This is a genomic window from Pantoea sp. LMR881, assembly GCF_027157825.1.
GTDB lineage: Bacteria > Pseudomonadota > Gammaproteobacteria > Enterobacterales > Enterobacteriaceae > Pantoea > Pantoea haifensis.
The window spans coordinates 42,209-62,359 of record NZ_JAPVOK010000007.1; the positions used below are offsets into that span (position 1 = coordinate 42,209).

Here is a 20,151-nt window from a genome sequence, read left to right on the forward strand (position 1 = left end):
TTGTCAGTATTGTTGTTTGAGCCAGCGACAACTTAACCGGCCCGCTTTATTGCCCTGGTCACCACAACTGACATCGATAACAGGGAAATTTAGATATATCGTATTAATAGATATATCTTATTATTTACGGCGAATTGGAGATCAAGCGCACAGTTCACGACGAAGGCTGAAAAAGCTTTAAAGGGGCGTTTATTGAGGGAATGGCGGTATTCAGTGAGGAGTCATTTACCGCTATTCCTGCTGGCCGGGCAGGAATAGCCTGTAGCAAAACGACCCGTGCGGATGTCACACATGCGTACGCTTTTAGCGCAAATCACGATCCAACAGATTTAAGCTGGGCGAGCGTTTGCTGCAAAATGGCGGCAATCTGTTGCTGCGTCTCTGCATCGCTACCATGATAAGTATGCAGCTGGCTACGCAGTTCGTGGAGCGCCTGCATAAGCGAGGGTTCAAACGGCTGGCGCTGCTCAGACATCGCCTGGTTCACGGTTTCACTCTGCCGGGCAAATAACGCCAGTTTGGCGAGCAAGGCTTCAGCCAGAGCCTGATTCTCACTCAGCCAGCTTTCACCCTGCTCATTAATCGCATAGCGTTTGCGATTGCCCTCCTGCTGCACAGTCACATGCCCCACATCCTCAAGGTAAGTCAGCGCCGGATAAATCACGCCAGGGCTTGGCTTATAAAAACCACCGCTTTTCTCTGACAGTGTTTTGATCAGCTCATAACCGTAACTGGCCTGCTCTTTCAACAGCGTCAGTAATAAAATCTGTAGCTCATCCGCACCAAATTTACGGCCACGAAGAAAAGAGGGGCGATCGCGATGCCCGGAATCATCCCCCCTCGGCGATGTCCGCGATGGCCATCGTGACGCCCGCCATGAGGCCCGGCAAAACGTCTGTGATGATGTACATCACGCATCGCCTGACGCCACGGGCGCATATTCATTTCTGGCTGCTCTTCACGGTTTTCAGCCTGAGCGGCACTGGCATTGGGGCTCGCATGTTTTCGACCACGGCCTCCCCGGCGTTCATTGAACATATTTCTGAACATAGCTTTCTCCTGATTAAGAATGTCTTACGACTGTATCGTAAGACAATAATGCTTATATATCTTACGATAGAAGGATGCAACGAGATTTTTGGTGAGTAAAGATGAGAAATGAGCAAACCGACAGCGCAAAAATTTATGCCTTTGGCTAGAAAGCTACTGATTTAAAAATAATTAATTGCTTTCTTGACAGGGGGGAAGTAATGAAAAGCTGACCATATAAAATGATCAGCTTTGATATCTGTACCTTAATTACAGCACGTTTTACTCATCCGATACTTTCTGTCAGAACGACGTCGTTACACCCGCATAGTAAGCCCGGCCGGGTTCGTTATAGGTAGAGGCTCCCTCATTTTCCCGATAGATACGTTTATCAAGTAAGTTACTGATACCAGCATTGAAACGAAGGTTCTTATTAAACTGATAGTTTACTCCTACGCCCCAGATGGCATAAGCGCCCACTTCGTTTTCCGCCAGTCCGCTGGCTTCCTTACGAATTTCCGCTGTGGTACGTGGATGCTGGCGCCCATACATAGTCCAGCTAAGGGTCGTCGACAAGGCGTCAGTCATCTGCCACTCCAGCCAGCTGTTTACGGTATATTTAGGGATCAGAGACAGGGGATTACCTGTCTCTTTATATTTTGAGGTAAACATGTAGGTCGCATTGGTTCGCCAGTTCAGGGCGTCTGCGACCAAGGGAATAGTCAGGTTCGCTTCCATTCCCTGAGTAAGAGCTTTGCCCCCGTTCTGCCACTGATAGATATCATAAGTGGATGAGTAACGTGCACTGGCGACTTCAACGGTACCCAGGGAAGTACTGTTATCCGCGACAATTTTATTCTGATAATCATTGCGGAAATAGGTTATGCCCGCACTGTAGCCTTCATCGTTCCATTGCAGCCCGATTTCTTTATTAATGCTGATTTCAGGTTTGAGATCGCTGTTCCCCATGAGATAACAACCGGTACTGCCACCAATGTTACAGCCGTTTCCGCTACTTGCCAGCAGATAACCTTCACTCGACTGATAGAGATTCGGCGCTTTGAAGACGCGTGCGATACCGGCTTTCAGCGTGATATTGTCGCCTAACGCCTGCTGCAGGTTAAGGCTTGGGCTCCAGTTACTGCCAAAGCGATCGCTGTAATCAAATCGCACACCTGGGATCAGTGTCGTACCGTCGAAAGCATCAATGGTATCTTCCAGGTAAACAGCACTGAGCTCCTGGCTGTTTTTACTCGCTCGCTGCGTTGGATCACCGGAGACGCCATTAATGTCGATACCTGTGGCATCAGTTTCCTGCATTGAAGCGGGATCGTTGAGTTGTTCTTTATTCCACTCAGCACCCAGCGTTAAGGTATTGTCTACCCACAGCGTAAAGGGAATAGTGAATTCGTTATTAATCCGCCAGGTTTTATAACGACTGGTATTGTAGGTATCGCTGTTAATCATACCTTCAACTTTGCCGGTTGAACCTTCTGCCAGACGGGTATTGTGCGTATCCTCATAGCTCAGCGTCAGCTTCGACTGTCCCCAGTCCCAGATGCCATTATGTATCAGGCTATAAGCCTGACGATACATTCGGTTGGTTTCAGAACCATATAAATCAGGGACGAGTGTACTTAAATTGCTGTTGCTGTACTGCGTATCACCGGCATAAATATTACCCTGCCGGCTATAGGAATAATTAAAATCCAGATACTGCTGCGGATTAATCTTCCACTGAAGCTGGGTATTAATATCGCGGTTGCGTACTCCTTCACGCCCGGCTGCGTATGATCCATTTTCGCTGGTATTAATATTATATGCATCAGCGTCAGTTTTATTAATATTGCCAAACAGCCGCATGGTTAAAACATCATCAATCAGGGGGCCACTTAAACTAAAATTCATGCGCTTCGTTGCGCCTTCATCTTTATCTTCAGGCTGATTGGTAAAAAATGACAGAGAACCATGCCAGTCACTGGTGGGGCGTTTGGTAACAATATTGACAACGCCCCCATTGCGCCTGAACCATAATGTGCAGCGGCTGGACCACGCAAAACATCAATGTGATCAACCATTTCTGGCGGGATCCAGTTACTGTCGCCACGGGTATCGCGTTCACCTGTTCGGCTGTAACGAACTGAGCTCCGCGATGAAACCGGTACACCGTCGATCAATATAAGTGTATTTTCAGGCCCCATTCCCCGGATATCGATTTGTCGGTTATTTCCGCGGCTACCGGTTGCACTGTTACCGGTTAAGTTCACACCAGGCATTTTGCGAATAATTTCTGATAAATCATTTACGGGTGGGTCACGTTCAATATCCTTTTGTGTAATCAAAGAAGCGCCAGGTTGTTGTTTCAGCCTCTCCTCCGGCTTCGCCGTGACAATCATGATGTCATCGTTAGTAGCTTTTTTCCCGGTAACATTTTCTGAATGACTGTTCGTTGTGACTTTATTTGGTAATGAAGTGCTGTTTATTTCTTCGGTATTTTGTAATGACAGTACTGAAGGTATTGAATTCTCAGCCAGAGAGTATCCGCTATGAATTATGCTGCCTGCCAGTATAGACAAGGCGGTTTTCCGTGCATTAAAAAAATAAGACATATGATTATACCTGGTTATTTTTATCGGCAAAAAAATGCGCCGTAATAATTATCATAATCATTCTCATTTGATGTAAACTAGAAACATAATGTTACATATAAACGCAATCAGATACATGTCACAACAAAAGGCGCGTAAAAACATTAAGGAGTTTTTCTTTAAGGAGAAAAAATGGAGAGGAATCAGGAAAAGCGTCGTGTCATGATGTGTTTTTATGTAAGACACGACCAGGCATTTATCCAAAGTGCTGTTTTAAATGGATGACCACTTCTTCGCTACGTCTGGAAAGTGGCCATTCGGCACGGTGAATTAACCAGATAGTATCAGTGACCGGCACCTGGCAGGTCATTGCCGTAATAGCATTTTGAGCGGGCCAGGCAAGGCGCGCAAATTGTGGTAATACTGTGAAGCCCAATCCACGGGCAACAGGCTCAAGAATTAAACTAATCTGATTGCTGAACCCGCGTTGCGGAAGATTACGCACACCGGCATTGCCTGGAAAGTTTCTGCTGAGTAACCGGGTCGCCATGGCCTGTCCGTCGGGATGATCGATAAAACCAATCTGCTCCAGATCTTCCCATCTTTCGACTTCACGCCCGGCAGGCAAAATCAGCTCAAGCGGCTCATGTGCAAAGGTTTCCGCCACCAGACGTCTGTCATCCGGCTTCTGCGTTATGAGTCCTATTTCATAACGATTATGAAGTACGGCATCCATGACTTCGGAATCAGGGGCAAACCGATGCCGGATAGCCAGGCCCGGATATTTTTCCTGTAGCGATAACAGCAGGGGATAAAGACGCAGCCGCCGCTATGGCAAAAATACGGTATTACAACCTCTTGACCTCACCATTCCCGACGGGAGCTTTACCGTATTGGTAGGGCCTTCAGGGTGCGGCAAGTCAACGCTACTGCGCCTGCTCGCTGGGCTGGATAGCGTGTCAGAGGGCGATATTTTGATGAATGGTCAACAAATTAACGATCTCGATCCAGCCGACCGTGATATTGCCATGGTATTTCAGAGTTACGCGCTCTATCCACATCTTACCGTGGCTGAAAACCTGGCGTTTCATATGCAGGTTAAAAAGGTAAACCGTGAAGAGCAGCAGAGCAAGATAGCCCGCATTGCCGCTATCCTTGGCATTGATAAACTGCTGGGACGCTATCCACGCGCGCTTTCTGGCGGTCAGCGTCAGCGCGTTGCGATGGGGCGGGCCATGGTACGAAATCCCCAGGTGTTTCTGTTTGATGAACCGCTGTCGAACCTTGATGCACAGCTACGGATGGAATTGCGCGCCGAAATAAAATCTTTACATCAGCGATTTAAGACTACCATGGTCTACGTAACGCACGATCAGGTTGAAGCGATGACGCTGGCTGATCAGATCGTGGTCATGCGTGACGGCGTGATAGTTCAGCAAGGTAGCCCGCTGGAGATTTATGATCGGCCGGTAAATACGTTTGTCGCACGCTTTATCGGCTCACCGCCGATGAATTTGCTTGAAGGCAAGCTGGAGATGCGTGACGCACAACCCGGCGTCGTCTGTGGTGAGTCCTGGCTGCCGTTACCTGACGAGTGGCACGCTGCTGCCCTTCGCCAGGGAAATCGGTCAGTGATTCTTGGCGTAAGACCGCACAATTTCTTCCTGAGTGATGAGGGTATTGAAGGTGTTGTTCGGGTGGTAGAAGTCACGGGTGAATCAAGTTTGCTCCATCTGGACTGGAATGGTTTTCCGCTGCATGTCCAGTTGACGGGTCGAATAATGACAAAAAGTGAAGAGTCATTGCGATTAAATATTGATCCGCGTTATTTACATTTGTTCGATCAGGCAAGCGGTACACGGCTTTAAATAGCGCAAAAAACCGCGCCCGGAAACAGGCTGTAACCTGAGGCGCGGTTATCTTATTTAAAACACGACTACTACAAAACTAATCACGCGCCGGGTGCAGCGCGCATCAGTTATTTTTTGCCGCTGTCTTCCTGCTTCATGCGTGCCCGAATGCCGCCATCAATGGTTGTGGTAGCTGACATGGGTTGATAGATGGCTCCGCTGTTGGGCGCAACCGCTGATGCTTTATCAATTTCACGTCCGGCAATATTGGCTGACATTCTCTCGGTCAGATCGGGAAAAAGATTATGGGAAATTTTTGCAGCATGGGCTTTCCAGCCGACCGGGATCTCCTCTTCCGGGTGAATACAGGCCTCTATTAACGCCTCGACAACTTTCGCCGGATCGTCCATGGCCGCCATGCGGGGTGCCTGACCGGTATGGTTGGCCGCATGCGTCCACCAGGGCGTATCTACCGCCCAGGGCATGACTGTGGCGACTTTTATCTTGTCGTGATGCCCGCTCAGCCGTAATTCTTCATTCAGGCTGCGGCCCAGGCTGAGCACCGCCGCTTTCGAAGCGGCATAAGAGGATTGAAAAGCCAGCGGAACCTTACTGTCGACGGAGCCAACGTTAATCAGGGTGCCAAAACCCTGGTGAATAAAGCGACGCAGCGCCTCATGCGCACCATAAATCAGCCCTTTTAAATTAACATCGATAAGGCGGGCATGATCTTCTGCCGGAATATCCCAGAAGAAACCGAGCGCCCCAACGCCGACATTATTAATCCAGATGTCGATTTGGCCGAAACGCTGTTGGCTGCTCTCGGCGAGGCGCGCCACCTCTGCGGCACTGCTGACATCAGTAGCAACAGCCAGCGCCTGCCCCCCTGCTGCATTGATTTCCGCAGCCAGAGCATCCAGTGCAGCTTCACGCCGTGCCGCCAGCACCACCTTCGCTCCCCGCTTCGCCAGTTCCAGTGCCGCACCACGACCAAATCCGCTGGATGCGCCAACCATCACAATGGTGGTATCTGCCACGCTTTTTTTATCGCTTGCCATGATCTTCTCCTGTGCCCGTAATCTGTTTGCCTTGCTTTTAACTATAAGCCGCGGCAGGAAAACCGCTGCCCGTTGAGAGCGTCTTACTGATCACAACGGCAGCGTGCTCAGGGTTAGCGGCGCTTAAACAGATACGATCCAGGCTGGCTATGAAGGTTAAAATCTCACGAGCAGAGGCCGCCGATCATCAGGTGTTATCCGTCAGCGATTTTGCTGCATTACGCACGTTCTGCCACGGATTAATGATCTTTCTGGGTTTCGCTGTATTTGAAGGCTATTACGGTGCCGACGCCCATCTCACAGGGCAATGAGCAGGTTATTTCCGGCAAAAGTGTCTATATTCTGCAGAATAAGCTGTTAACCACCGGCACTCTCAAAATTTACCCCGGCTATCCTCACGGAAGGCATCGGATCGTCAGTTCAATGATGTCATGTTCTGTGGCTCTTCTGACGGACCGCTCAGACCGATAGCAGTCCGCTTCCTTTGGTGCGATTTTTGACATATTGCCAGAATTTCTCAGCTGAAATGTTCAGCCTGTTTCCCGAACGATAAATATACGCACTAACAGGCAAGGAGAGACTTTCATCCATAATAGCGACCTTCCCCGCCGCCAGTTCTTGCTCAATAGAGTAGCCGGGTAACCAGCCGACACCTTGCCCATTAACGATCATGCGCTTGAGGAGTTCACTCATGGACGACACAAAACTCAGCATAAAAGGTATTTCGGGCTTTCCATCAATGACCTGATTTACCTGGCGTCCCATATAGCTGTCGTTGGCGTACCTCATTAACGGCAGTCTTTTATTTTCCAGCGTGAAAAGAGGTTTGCCGTTACTGTCACAGGGGGAAACCAGGTGCAGAAATGAATCAAATATTTTGTGATTAACAAAGGGATAATTCATTAATTCTTCATTATAGAAACTCAGGATAAAATCACTTTTACCTTCTTTGAGATTAAAAACGGCTTCGTTAACATTAATGGATTCTACAAAAAAAATTTTGTCGGGGTTATCACTGTAACCGGCAATCAAATCGGGAAGAAGGAGTACCGAAAGCGAGGGTGCAGCATCAATTTTTATGCTTTGTTTAGCATTATCTAATCCTTTTATCCGGTTAAGCTGGAAATCCATATCATCCAGCATATTCCTGGCATAGCTGACAAATATCTTGCCCTGTCTGGTAAGCTGAAGGGGTTAGCCCCGCGATCGAAAATACTGAATCCCAGGGCAGACTCAAGTGACTGTATTCTTCGGCTAAAAGATGACTGAGAAATGTTTCTTTTTCAGCAGCAAGCGTGAAGCTCCGGCACTCCTCAAGCGCAATGATATCGTAAAACCACTTTACCTCAAGATTATTGACCACAATAGACCAACCTCACCAGATTTATTACTACTATGCAGTTTTTACATAGCGCATAGAAAATACGCAATTATCGATGCGCAACACCGGTGCTAATATCGATTGCAAGCAGCGGTTTGTTCGAATACTGATTTACGTTTGCATCCTATCTTATCTGGATAGGCCAGGGTACTGCTGTCTTTAAATAAAAACAGCATGTTCTCTTGCTGCGTCAGATTCAGAATTAACACCGCTAAAAAAATGGATTTATAAATTTTTTATTCGAAGATGAAATAACAGATTTCGCCCCCGTCCCCTTACAAAATTTCAGGAATAACATGCACATTCAAGAGAGCATTAAACAATCACTTTTATCTGTCGGGATAAAAGAGACAGCAGACATCATTTATAATCCCGATTATGATCTGCTTATTAAACATGAAACCGCTGAAGACCTGGAGGGATATGAACGTGGCGTGATGACCATTTCCGGTGCGGTTGCTGTCGATACTGGCGAATTCACCGGACGCTCGCCTAAAGATAAGTACATAGTACTGGATGATACTACCCGTGAAAGTCTGTGGTGGGCTGATTCCGGCACCGGGCGAAACGATAATAAGCCACTGTCACCCGCCGTCTGGACAGAACTCAAATCGCTGGTCGCCTCGCAGCTATCGGGTAAGAAGTTGTACATTATTGATGCCTGGTGCGGAGCGAGTGCTGCCACGCGGCTGGCCGTCCGCTTTGTTACGGAAGTCGCCTGGCAGGCTCACTTCGTAAAAAATATGTTTATTACTCCTGATGTAGAAGAACTCGAACAGTTTACGCCCGATTTTATGGTAATAAACGGTTCAAAATGCACCAATGCAAACTGGCAGGCACAGGGACTTAATTCCGAAAACTTTGTTGCCTTTAACCTGTCTGAAAATATCCAGTTGATCGGTGGAACCTGGTACGGCGGAGAGATGAAAAAGGGCCTGTTCTCCGTGATGAATTACCTGCTGCCTCAGCGTGGCATTGCCTCAATGCACTGTTCTGCCAACCGGGGCGCCAACGGTGATGTGGCGCTCTTCTTTGGGCTGTCAGGAACAGGGAAAACCACGCTCTCTACTGACCCGGAACGCCAGCTAATTGGTGATGATGAACATGGCTGGGATGATGAGGGGATCTTCAATTTTGAAGGTGGCTGCTATGCAAAAACGATTAACCTCAGCGAGCAAGCCGAGCCTGAAATTTATAAAGCCATTCGTCGTGAGGCATTACTGGAAAATGTTGCCGTAAGAGAAGACGGAAGCGTAGATTACAGTGACGGAAGCAAAACTGAAAATACGCGCGTCTCTTATCCGCTTTCGCACATAGACAATATTGTCCGTCCGATCTCACGCGCGGGCCACCCGGCACACATTATATTTCTGACCGCCGATGCCTTTGGTGTGTTGCCTCCGGTTTCGCGCCTGACTCGCGAACAGATGCAGTATCATTTTCTTTCCGGCTTCACCTCAAAACTGGCGGGCACGGAAAGAGGTATCACGCATCCTACACCCACATTCTCAGCCTGCTATGGCGCAGCATTTCTGCTGCTTCACCCGACGCAGTATGCCAGCGTGCTGGAAACCAGAATGGCTGACACCCATGCCCAGGCCTGGCTTGTGAACACGGGATGGAACAGCAAAGGTGAGCGTTTATCTCTCAGCAACACCCGTAAAATAATCAGCGCCATTCTCAACGGTTCGCTCAGTGATGCCTCTTTTACCCGGCTTCCGGTCTTTGGCCTCTCAGTGCCAGACAGCATACCGGGCGTTGACGGTCACCTGCCTGACCCCCGTAACAGCTGGGATTCGGAAGAGGAATGGTCAGAAGCCGCATCCAGGCTGGCACAGCTCTTTGTTGATAACTTCAAGCAGTACAGTGATACGGAGGCTGGCAGGCGACTGACCCTGGCTGGCCCGGAATTAAGCGAGCAAAGACAAAAAATTGTTTGCCCGGAATAGTGCCCGTTACGCTCATGCCGCCCGCAGGGCGGCTTTTTCCACAGCCAGTGATTCTGGCCCATTCATCACCGCCAGTAATAATGTGACGTGCTACGGTTAAAAGGAGACCAACTTCACAGGAAAAGATTAATGAGCAGAAAAATCGCTTTAATTACCGGGGCTTCAAACGGAATTGGGTTTGAAATTGCAAAGCTGTTTGCCAAAAATGATTATGACGTTATTGCGATTGCCCGAGATGAACAAAAGCTGAATGCTGCCTGCGATGAGCTGCGTAAAAGCGGTGGCAACGTTTATCCCCTTTCAGCCGATCTCAGTGAATATAATGAAATTCAACAGATTAAAAAGACAGTCGATGCTGCTGGTTATGACATTGATGCGTTGATTATCAATGCGGGACAGGGGCTGGGGGACCATTTATTGACGGAACGGCGCTGGATAAAGAGTTGCAGCTGATCCGTCTTAATGTTGAATCTTATGTCCATATATCAAAAATTTTCCTGCCAGATATGATCAAACGCGGCGGTGGTCACGTGCTGATGACCTCTTCTGTCTCGGGAACTGCACCGATTCCATTTGAGGCTGTCTATGGCGCATCCAAAGCCTTCGTTAACTCCTTCTTCTGGGCCATCCGGAACGAACTGAAAGGCAGCAATCTTAATATGACGCTGTTAATGCCGGGAGCCACTGAGACAAACTTCTTCAAAAATGCCGGTCAGTCAGACACGCGCGTCGGGGCCTCACAGCCCACGAAACCGGAAGAGGTCGCTGAGCGCGCCTGGTATGCGCTGATGAGCGGTCATGAATATGTTTATGGTGATGAAGCAACAGAATATGAGGGTGATGTGCTTAACCGGATACAGAGTGAATCACAGAAAGCACAGCGCCATCGCATCCTTTCCGAACCAGGCTCCGCCAGTAAAAAATAAGACGACGCAGCAAGAGATGACACCAGCGTCGTTCTCACTCGTCCGGTTTAATGCCGGGCATTGCATCTTCTGACCTGCCCCTGCCTCTTTGCCGTTCACTGAACAGGTATCCGAAGAGAGTTTGCATCGGGCGTCCGGGCAGGATGTGTAAGCGGCATTTGCCACGTTTAAAATATCCGAGACACAGCAGTAGCCCAGCCCACCATTGATGCAATCAAGTATCCGTTCACCTGCCTGATTTATGTCCCCCCAATCATCCCTGTAAAAAAATATAAACACCTGATAAATACTTTCTATTCATCTAATTAAGCGTCATCAACCCCTCTCTTCCCTGTTATACGCTCCTTTACATGATCGCTTCCAGATGCAATCAATGATGCAATCAAGTTTTATATTGATTTTCTTTATGGTATGTATACGCCTGCACTCACTATTCACACGAGCGGAAAGATGGTTACCTCACTTTTTACTCGCTGGGCAACACAGTTACAGCAACAGTCTCAGCGCCCGGCTTATTTGCTCATTGCAGATTTTATTGCGGAGGGTATTAACAGTGGCGATTTACAGTCCCGCTACCGGCTGCCTCCGATACGCGAAATGGCGCTTACGCTGGGCCTGAATTATACAACCGTGACGCGCGGCTATGCAGAGGCGCGCCGCAGAGGACTGATTGATTCCCGCCCTGGCTTAGGAAGTTTTATTCGCAGTAAAGCTTCAGGCACGTCCGTGATAGCCGTCAGCAGTTACGAAATGACGATGAATGCGCCTGTAGAGCCAGAAGGCCCCGCGGTTGAAGAGGCGATACGCAATGGCGCAATGAATCTGTTCAGTAGCAGCGATATGCTGAGCCTGATGCGTTATCAGGATTTTGGCGGTACGGCTGAAGATAAAGCCGTCGCCATGCACTGGACAGGCCATAAGCTAAAGGTTAAAAATGAAGCGGAAATACTGGTTTGCCCCGGTATTCACAGTGCGCTGGTGGCACTGCTCACGCTGATTAATCGTAAGCGTGGCGCTGTGTGTGTCAGCAACCTGGTTTATCCCGGCATAAAAGCGATTGCAAGTCAGCTCAACGTCAAACTCAAAACCGTAGCCTGTGATGATGAAGGCCCCCTCCCTTGCGCTTTTGAAGAACTGTGCAAATCGGGCGGGATCAGTGCGCTTTATATCAACCCGGTGCTTCAGAATCCTACAACATTAACGGTTCCTCTTCAGCGAAGACATTCTCTTGCTGAAATCTGTCGACGTTACACTATTTCAGTTATTGAGGACGACGCCTATGCCGCGTTGACGGAAGTCCACATCCCAGCATTTGCAGAGCTGATCCCCGAATTAACATGGTATATCACGGGCATGTCTAAATGTTTTGGTCCCGGATTACGCATTGCATTCCTGAAAGGACCTGATAAGCAATCGACACAGTTGCTTTCCGGCGTCTTGCGGGCCTTAACGGTGATGTCGAGTCCAGTGACAAATGCGCTGGCACGCCAGTGGATTAGTGACGGTACCGCCGATCGTATGTTAGCGGCGATACGTCAGGAAGCGAAAGTGCGCCAAAAAATGGCTTCTGTTTATCTTGCGGGACTGGATTTTCGTGCCGACATGAATGGCTACCATTTATGGCTTCCTCTTCCGAAAATGCTTAATTCCAACTCTTCAGATGTCGCCGCTAAATTACGCGAGCAAGGGATCAGCGTGGTTTCAGGTGTGGCTTTTTGTACGGATAATAATCCGCCTGAAGCACTGCGTTTATGTCTTGGAGGCGCTAAAACACGCCAGCAATGTGAAGACAACCTGAAAACCCTGGCCGAAATGCTTTCGGATCCTTTCCATTTTTCCAGTATGGCCATTTAAAATGAACATGATTTTTCCAATAAACTTCCTGACATAGCGCATGTCGCCGCTTCACGCCGGGCTTTGCGCAACTTACTGATAAATATATTTTAAATATGAACATGCCGATAAGGTTTAAGCAATGAAAAATGAACTTAATACGCTTTTGCAGGAAGAGTTAAACAAAATAAACACAGAAGAAAATCGCAATGACCGGCCTTATTTTGATATCTCTTTCATCAGGCAATATCCGGGGCTGTATGGTTTAATGTGTTTCCTGTTCGTTTTAACCATGGGCCTTCTAATGTATTCGGATTCATTTGGAAAAACTGAATACATTGTATGCTGCGCTATCTTTGCTGTTTGTAATTTCTTTTTCTTTTTCCATATTAATCCTTCTTACAAAGTTAATGATATTGACAAAGGTGCCTGGAAAAACTGCTATACAGGCGACTGGTACATGGAAGTGCATGTGCGTGAAGCGTTCATCGAAAAACTGTTCGCTGGACATGTCTTGACGGATGCTGAAAAAGCACGGCTTAAACTACAATACGATAAAAAGGTTATTTATATTTCGCGGATATTTACAGGCTCAGAAGCTGATATTTCCTTTGAGTTACGCGCGTGAAAAAATCACTATAAAGGGCTTTATAAACAAAAGCCCTTTGAAACCCACAATATCAGCCCGTAATTACTTAACGGCTTCTCTCGATGAAACCTTGTTCATCACCACCACACATTGTCCGGCGCGCAGCGTATTACCCGGCTGCGCTCTGACCTCAGCAACGACCCCGTCGCAGGAGCGAGCAGCGGTATTTCCATCTTCATGGCTTCAATAATTGCCAGAACATCGCCTTTTTTACCCTTTCGCCGGGCTGCGTTTTTAACTGCCAGAGATTGCCAGCAATCGTGCTTTCAATGCCAAGTTCACCAGGTTGTAGCCGGCTCTCTTCGGGTAATCCGGTGCCCTCTTCCTGACTGTCAAAGTGTGCTTGTCCGGAAGCGATCCAGCGTTCCCGTTCTGCATTGAAAGCTGACTGCTGATGTGAACGAAAATCAGCAATCGTCTGCGCTTCTTTTTCGAGAAAACGCTGATAATCAGCCAGTGCCAGTTCAGTGTGCTCAATACGTAACGGGTAGCGTCCCAGGGGAAAATCTCGGCGCAGGGTGGTCAGTTCGTCCGCTGAAACGGGATAGAACCTGATCTGATCGAAGAAACGCAACAACCACGGCTTACCTCCGAAATCAGCCACATTGCGATAGCGATTCCACATTTGTAACGTTCGTCCAACAAACTGATAGCCTCCTGGCCCTTCCATGCCATATACGCATAAATAGGCTCCTCCGATACCCACCGAATTTTCTGCCGTCCAGGTGCGTGCTGGATTGTATTTAGTGGTGACCAGTCGGTGACGGGGATCGAGCGGCGTGGCAACCGGTGCGCCAAGATAAACATCACCTAATCCCATGACCAGATAACTGGCGGCAAAAACCGTGCGGTAAACTTCGTCAATATCAGGCAGGTCGTTAATACGTCGAATGAATTCCAGATTACTCGGACACCATGGCGCATCGCGGCGTACGGTGGTCATATATTTATCAATCGCTAACTGACAGGCTGGATCATCCCAGGATAAGGGCAGATAAACGATTCTGGATGAAACCCGCAAATCCTCCTGCGCACAAACCTCATCCCAGAGTGATTCAATCACTGGCAGCAGGGTGTGCAGCGGCAACGCTTCAGGCTGATAATGGATTTGTAATGAACGAATGCCTGGCGTCAGATCAATAATGGCAGGGTGCGCTTTCGCGGCTAATGCCTGCATCAGCGCATGTCCACGAAAACGTAAAACCAGATTGAGTTCGGGCGCGCCGATTTCCAGCAACAGATGTGTGTCTCCCGCAAGACGGGCGACCAGTCGTTTGTCCGCTGTTCCTCTGTCCAGCACGACGGGAGAAGAGATTGCAGCTGGCTCAAATACCGATCTCACTGGCTGCAATGCCTTCAGTTCTTTTTCCCGATCTTGCATTAAATGCCGTGCGACAGCGACATCGACCGGCACAAAACGTAAGCGATCGCCGGCTTTTAACTGGCCGAGCTGACAGAGATCAGCCTCAATCACCGTAACCGGGCAAACGAAACCGCCCAGACTCGGCCCGTCCGGTCCCAGAATAACCGGCATATCACCCGTGAAGTCGACAGCACCAATGGCATAAGGATTATCATGTATGTTCGAAGGATGCAGCCCGGCCTCTCCTCCACTTTCTCTTACCCATTCAGGTTTGGGTCCAATAAGGCGAACACCGGTACGACTGGAGTTAAAATGCACTTCCCATTCCGTTGCAAAGAAGCGTTCCATATAGGCAGGCGTAAAATACTCTGGCGCGCCGTGCGGCCCGTAAATAACTCGCAATACCCTGACATCTGGCAATGCCTGCTGCAATCCATCAGGCAGATGTTCACCAGCCTGGCGATCCGTCAGGGGATGCAGATGCAATATATCGCCAGCCCTTAACGCTCTGCCGCCATGACCACCAAACTGCCCAAGCGTAAACGTACTTTTACTGCCCAGATATTCAGGTACGGAAATTCCCCCGCGTAAGCAAAGGTAACTACGTGCGCCGGGTCCTGTGATATCACCTGTTTTGAGGATCATTCCCGCCGAAATTAAAAATGTCTGATTCATCGCCTGCGCGTTACCATCAAGCTCAACAGAAACAGCGGCACCCGTGACAACGGCCACCGCGTCGGTATTGAAGCGCAACGCTGGTCCGGTCATGGTGATTTCCAGCGCCGCCGCGCGACTGTCATTACCCAGCAGGCGATTTCCGAGACGCAAAGCATGAGCGTCCATGGCTCCTGAAGGTGGAACACCAACGGCCCAGTAGCCCTGTCGACCGGGAAAATCCTGAACCGTCGTTTGTGTTCCTGCACTCAATACCTCCACTGTCGGCACGTTATAAGCCAGGCCCTCCAGGCAACGGGTCCAGGGAAAACCGCTGGCAAACGGTGGATAAGTGAGAATCTGTTGTAAGTACTGACGATTTGTTTCCACACCATACAAGCGCGTAGCCTGCAACACGCTGTCCAGTTTCATGACCGCGTCGTCACGCGTATCGCAGCAGGTAATAACCTTAGCCAACAGCGGATCGAAGAAAGGCGGCACTTCGCAGCCAGATTCAACCCAGGTATCAATGCGCACAGCTTTACCGTCGGCTGCGGGGAAAAAAACATCCGTCAGCAGGCCTGGCGAGGGCTGGAAGTGTCGTCCTGGATCTTCAGCATAGATACGTGCCTGAATAGCATGCCCCTGCGGCACAAGTGACGCTGCGATTTCATGCAGCGGAGGCAGTTCTCCGGCTGCCAGCATGACCATCCAGCGAACCAGATCCACGCCCCACACCTGTTCTGTAACGCCGTGTTCTACTTGCAGGCGGGTATTAACTTCTAAAAAATAGAACCGTTCAGTCTGGCTGTCATAGACAAACTCTACCGTTCCGGCGCTGCGATAATTCACTGCTTTCGCCAGTTGAATAGCGGCAGAGCATAGCGCCTCAGCCATACCCTGCGGCAGATTAGGCGCAGGGGTCTCTTCAATAACTTTCTGATTGCGTCGCTGTACAGAGCAGTCCCGCACGCCCAGTGCGATAACCTCACCCCGCCCGTCGCCGAATAGCTGCACTTCAAGGTGACGAGCACGTTCGATGTATTTTTCGATGAAAACACCGGCGTCACTGAAATTATTCTGTCCTAACCGTTTTACGGCATCAAAAGCCTCCGCCAGTTCATCAGCGGTATAACAGACACGCATGCCAATCCCCCGCCTCCGGCGGTACTCTTTAGCATGACCGGATAGCCTGTTTCACTTGCGGCGCGTAAAGCGTCTTCAATGCTTTCCAGTAACGCGGTACCCGGCAGCACAGGAATACTGTTTTCCTGAGCCAGGGCGCGTGCGGTATGCTTTAAACCGAACACGCGCAGTTGTTCTGGCGTCGGTCCGACAAAAGCAATGCCTTCGGCTTCACACGCCTCTGCAAAATTGGCGTTTTCTGATAAAAAACCGTATCCCGGATGGATGGCCTGCGCTTCGCTTTTGCGGGCTGCCTCAATAACTTTATGAATATCAAGATAGGTTTGTGCAGCAGGCCCTTCCCCTAAACTCACGCTCTCGTCTGCGGCCTGAATATGCAGGCTGCTGGCATCCGCATCAGAAAACAGCGCCACACTTTTTACATTCATATCACGCAGGGTGCGAAGAATACGGCAGGCAATTGCGCCACGGTTAGCGATCAGAAGTTTTGTAAACATGCTACAGACTCACACAGAGGCGGGTCGTCCCGCCAGGATCAGGGCCGCCCATGGTCGTCCATGGGGGAAATCAGGCCTGGAATAAGTTCAGTGTTTGCGCTTTGCTGAAGCGTCGTCACGACCTAAAAATTGTGAATAGTGGTTTACTCGCATCTCCAGTATTTCAACGCACACTCTTTTTAACCTGTGCCAGAAGCGGGCTCTTTTATCGGCGCGCGCTTTGCCGTTGATTAATTCCATACCAGTACCTCCGCCGCCGTAGGATTCCATCCATTGCAGGGATTGTTGAGTTGCGGACAGTTTGATATCAGAACGATGACGTCACACTCGGCGAGGAGTTCTACGTACTTTCCGGCCGCAGAAATTCCGTCTTCAAACGTCAGCCCGCCCTCAGGCGTAACAGGAACATTCATGAAAAAATTCACATTGGCGGCGATATTGCCTTTATCCAGGCGGCCATCATGCAGACATGCACAAAGAAAATTATCCCTGCAACTGTGCATATAACGCTTATCCGCCGCATAGCGTACGGTATTGCTTTCCTGGGCACAGGCTCCGCCCAGGGTGTCATGCCGCCCGCAGGTATCCGCGACGATAGTCATCAGGGGATTACCGAAACTGGAATAGAGCACGCTGCCACAGGTCAGATAAGCATTATTCTGACGACGTAACGTACGCTGGGCGTCATAGCGTTCACGCGGATCTGCTGCGCTGTAAAAAAGGGTATCAACCGCCTGGTTGCCCTCCAGATCGTGTAGCCGTAAGGTCTGGCCACGTTTGACTTCAAATAAATAAGGCTCGCCAGCTGGAATAGTGTGACGAAATGCAGCTTCACTGGCGCGTTTGTTACTGGTAATAAGCGTCATTGCCTTTTTCCTTAAATATAAAGTCGTTCGGTATTCTGAAAAGCACGCAGATTTTCCGGGCGTGATGTTTTGCAAATCAGAAGTTCGTCTTCATTCGCCGTACGCCAGGTAAGCTGAACCGGTCGGGGAGCATACTCCGGGTTAGGATCCATGGGATGTTGTATCGCGGTGAGCACGACCAGCACATCCATCGGGGCATAAAACTCCACATAATCCCCTGCTTTTGCATGGCCTGCGTGAAAACTGAAGTTGCCGTCGCTGTCTACCGTCACTTTGCTGAACAGGTTAAGCACCATCAATAAATCCTCAATACTCAGGTTCCACTTGCCCATCTCCACCAGCAGATTATCCGTGCCATTGCGGTGAAACCCGTTGCGTAATTCCTGATAACGCCCCTGCCCATATTTTTCCGCGGTTTCGCTGGCATTCAGCACACCACCAAAGCTGTCATGCCAGCCGCAGGTGTCAGCGACGATGGCCGCCAGTACACGTCCCATATCAGAGTAAAGGCAGTGTCCCGCCGTCAGTTTGGCCGTATGTTGCCCTTTTAACGTGTCTGGCAAATTCAGACGCTCGCTTTTTTCATGCGCATTAAACAGCATCAGGCTTATGTTGGCTCCGCCCAGGATGTCTGTGAAACGCAATACCTGCCCACGCTTAAGCACAAAGGATGTATGCCCTCCACCGGGGACGGTTTCTTCACAGAGGAGGGCCTGAACTTCCGGTAACTGGGTCATGAGATAATCTCCTTTAACAGTGGATAATGTGTTGCTTCCTGCAGCCCGTCTGACACAACAGGGTTAACCCCATTGTTTAACCGGGATTCATTCAGGGAATGTCATAAGTGACCCGAGCGCCATAGGCTTCGGGCTGATGAGGATCAATACGCACCTTGTCAAAAACCAACAGGCGAGTGCCCAGATGAAATCCTTCTGAAAGATCGTGGGTCACCATAAACACGGTCAGCTTTGTTTCGCGCCATAGCTCAAGTAATAACTGGTGCATATCCTTACGTGTGCCGGGATCAAGCGCACCAAAGGGTTCGTCGAGCAATAAAATGCGTGGCTGCATAATAAAGGCCTGTGCAATAGCCAGGCGCTGCTGCATACCGCCAGAAAGCTGTGAAGGATATTTTTTGAAGGCGTGGTCCAACCCGACTTTCGTCAGCATTTCGGCCGCCCTGCTGCGTGCGGCTTTCTTATTCCTGCCGAATAGCCGGCCGGTTAAGGGCGAACAAGAAAACTCCAGCCCGGCAGTCACGTTGTCCAGTACGTTGAGATGAGGGAAGACAGAATAACGCTGAAACACCACGCCTCGACTGGCATCCGGTTCAGCAGGCAGCATGGCGCCGTCAAGGCTGATCGTTCCGCGGCTGGGCTTCTCCTGGCCCAGAAGCAGGCGGAGAAACGTTGATTTGCCACAGCCTGACGCCCCCACCATTGTGCAAAATTCACTTTCATTGACCTGCAGGTTCAGATTCTCCAGCACCACATGCGCGCCGTATTCCTGCCAGATATGCTTAATTTCAAGATAGCTCACGATTTCACTCCTTCTGCCCAGGGGAAACAGACGCGATGAAAATGGCGGAGCGCCAGATCCATCAACCAGGCCAGCAGCGTGATCCAGAAGACATAGGGCAAAATGACATCCATCGCCATATAACGCCGAACCAGAAAGATGCGATAGCCGAGTCCTGCTGTAGAAGAAATCGCTTCTGCTGAAATCAAAAACAGCCAGGCTGAGCCAAGAAGCAGGCGCAGGGATGTGATCAACCGGGAAAGCAGCTGTGGCAATACCACCCGTACCACTACAACCCAACTGTTCGCGCCCAGCGTCTGTGCTTTGATTAAAATTTCAGCCGGAATTTCTCGTGCCCGATGCTCCAGATCCCGCGCCAGCATGGGCGTAACGCCAATCACTATCAGCATGATTTTGGATAACTCATCCAGCCCAAACACAATAAACAGTACGGGCAATATGGCCAGAGGAGGAACCATGGACAAAACCGTCATAAACGTGGACAGCGGTGCGCGCCACATTGGAAATACGCCAGACGCGATACCAAAAACCAGCCCCAGGAGGGCAGCAATACCCAGGCCGGTTAACAGGCGGGCAAGGCTGACGGCAGTATCCATCCACAGCAGGTATTCTCCGCTCCGTTTGTCAGGCGTGAAAGCCATCCGGGATATCGCCTCAACCATTTGCGCCAGACCTGGCAGCAATTTGTCCTGAGGATTATTTTCCAGTCTGATCGCCGAGCCCATAAAATAAGCCGCAACGATAAGCACGAACGGCAGCAACACCAGCATCAGACGCACGCCTTTTTCAGGGTGTCGGTTAATTTGCCGCATAGACATGACTC

Annotated in this window: 13 protein-coding genes and 5 pseudogenes; 7 read left to right on the forward strand and 11 right to left on the reverse strand. The window is 49.7% G+C overall.

What is annotated here, in order from left to right; genetic code table 11:
- Positions 1-313 precede the first annotated feature (313 nt).
- The 4 genes and pseudogenes from O3W44_RS23920 to O3W44_RS23935 form a co-directional block, all read right to left on the reverse strand.
- On the reverse strand, positions 314-748 hold the full coding sequence (locus O3W44_RS23920) for a PadR family transcriptional regulator (RefSeq protein ID WP_269295142.1): 435 nt from the start codon (positions 746-748) through the stop codon (positions 314-316).
- 5 nt (positions 749-753) lie between these two features.
- Positions 754-1,050, reverse strand: coding sequence for a hypothetical protein (locus O3W44_RS23925; RefSeq protein ID WP_269295143.1), 297 nt, complete (start codon positions 1,048-1,050; stop codon positions 754-756).
- Between the two features lie 282 nt (positions 1,051-1,332).
- Positions 1,333-3,638 (reverse strand): annotated as a pseudogene (locus tag O3W44_RS23930) (FepA family TonB-dependent siderophore receptor).
- Positions 3,639-3,873: 235 nt separating this feature from the next.
- On the reverse strand, positions 3,874-4,440 hold the full coding sequence (locus O3W44_RS23935) for a substrate-binding domain-containing protein (protein WP_331283480.1): 567 nt from the start codon (positions 4,438-4,440) through the stop codon (positions 3,874-3,876).
- On the opposite strand from O3W44_RS23935, the pseudogene O3W44_RS23940 reads away from it, so the two are divergent.
- Positions 4,439-5,485 (forward strand): annotated as a pseudogene (locus tag O3W44_RS23940) (ABC transporter ATP-binding protein); the annotation flags it as partial. The gene O3W44_RS23935 and the pseudogene O3W44_RS23940 overlap by 2 nt on opposite strands.
- A gap of 110 nt (positions 5,486-5,595) precedes the next feature.
- Here O3W44_RS23940 and O3W44_RS23945 read toward each other — a convergent pair.
- The gene (locus O3W44_RS23945) at positions 5,596-6,525 is read right to left on the reverse strand and encodes an SDR family NAD(P)-dependent oxidoreductase (RefSeq protein WP_269295144.1); all 930 of its coding nucleotides are present in this window, start codon (positions 6,523-6,525) and stop codon (positions 5,596-5,598) included.
- Positions 6,526-6,674: 149 nt separating this feature from the next.
- Between O3W44_RS23945 and O3W44_RS23950 the strand changes: the two genes are divergently transcribed.
- Positions 6,675-6,836 (forward strand): hypothetical protein, encoded by a 162-nt coding sequence (locus tag O3W44_RS23950; RefSeq protein WP_269295145.1) that lies wholly within the window; start codon positions 6,675-6,677, stop codon positions 6,834-6,836.
- A 148-nt stretch (positions 6,837-6,984) separates the two neighbouring features.
- Here O3W44_RS23950 and O3W44_RS23955 read toward each other — a convergent pair.
- Positions 6,985-7,888 (reverse strand): annotated as a pseudogene (locus O3W44_RS23955) (LysR family transcriptional regulator).
- Positions 7,889-8,202: 314 nt separating this feature from the next.
- On the opposite strand from O3W44_RS23955, the gene pckA reads away from it, so the two are divergent.
- The 5 genes from pckA to O3W44_RS23980 all read left to right on the forward strand — a co-directional run bounded on the left by pckA (position 8,203) and on the right by O3W44_RS23980 (position 13,242).
- Positions 8,203-9,855, forward strand: coding sequence for a phosphoenolpyruvate carboxykinase (ATP) (gene pckA, locus O3W44_RS23960; RefSeq protein ID WP_269295146.1), 1,653 nt, complete (start codon positions 8,203-8,205; stop codon positions 9,853-9,855).
- 129 nt (positions 9,856-9,984) lie between these two features.
- Positions 9,985-10,308, forward strand: coding sequence for an SDR family NAD(P)-dependent oxidoreductase (locus tag O3W44_RS23965; RefSeq protein ID WP_269295147.1), 324 nt, complete (start codon positions 9,985-9,987; stop codon positions 10,306-10,308).
- Positions 10,299-10,781: an SDR family NAD(P)-dependent oxidoreductase gene (locus tag O3W44_RS23970; RefSeq protein WP_269295148.1), complete on the forward strand. Its 483-nt coding sequence runs from the start codon at positions 10,299-10,301 to the stop codon at positions 10,779-10,781. Before O3W44_RS23965 ends, O3W44_RS23970 begins: the two co-directional genes overlap by 10 nt.
- 450 nt (positions 10,782-11,231) lie before the next feature.
- Positions 11,232-12,635: an aminotransferase-like domain-containing protein gene (locus O3W44_RS23975; RefSeq protein ID WP_269295149.1), complete on the forward strand. Its 1,404-nt coding sequence runs from the start codon at positions 11,232-11,234 to the stop codon at positions 12,633-12,635.
- 121 nt (positions 12,636-12,756) lie between these two features.
- Positions 12,757-13,242 (forward strand): YlaC family protein, encoded by a 486-nt coding sequence (locus O3W44_RS23980; RefSeq protein ID WP_269295150.1) that lies wholly within the window; start codon positions 12,757-12,759, stop codon positions 13,240-13,242.
- A 63-nt stretch (positions 13,243-13,305) separates the two neighbouring features.
- On the opposite strand, the pseudogene uca reads toward O3W44_RS23980, so the two are convergent.
- The 5 genes and pseudogenes from uca to O3W44_RS24005 all read right to left on the reverse strand — a co-directional run bounded on the left by uca (position 13,306) and on the right by O3W44_RS24005 (position 20,140).
- Positions 13,306-16,923 (reverse strand): annotated as a pseudogene (uca, locus tag O3W44_RS23985) (urea carboxylase).
- 230 nt (positions 16,924-17,153) lie between these two features.
- On the reverse strand, positions 17,154-17,789 hold the full coding sequence (locus O3W44_RS23990; RefSeq protein ID WP_269295151.1) for an urea amidolyase associated protein UAAP2: 636 nt from the start codon (positions 17,787-17,789) through the stop codon (positions 17,154-17,156).
- An 11-nt stretch (positions 17,790-17,800) separates the two neighbouring features.
- Entirely contained in the window at positions 17,801-18,526 is a 726-nt protein-coding gene (locus tag O3W44_RS23995; protein WP_269295152.1) for an urea amidolyase associated protein UAAP1, read from the reverse strand.
- A gap of 94 nt (positions 18,527-18,620) precedes the next feature.
- A pseudogene (locus tag O3W44_RS24000) lies at positions 18,621-19,328 on the reverse strand (ABC transporter ATP-binding protein); the annotation flags it as partial.
- On the reverse strand, positions 19,325-20,140 hold the full coding sequence (locus O3W44_RS24005) for an ABC transporter permease (RefSeq protein WP_269295154.1): 816 nt from the start codon (positions 20,138-20,140) through the stop codon (positions 19,325-19,327). The pseudogene O3W44_RS24000 and the gene O3W44_RS24005, both read right to left, overlap by 4 nt.
- Positions 20,141-20,151 lie beyond the last annotated feature (11 nt).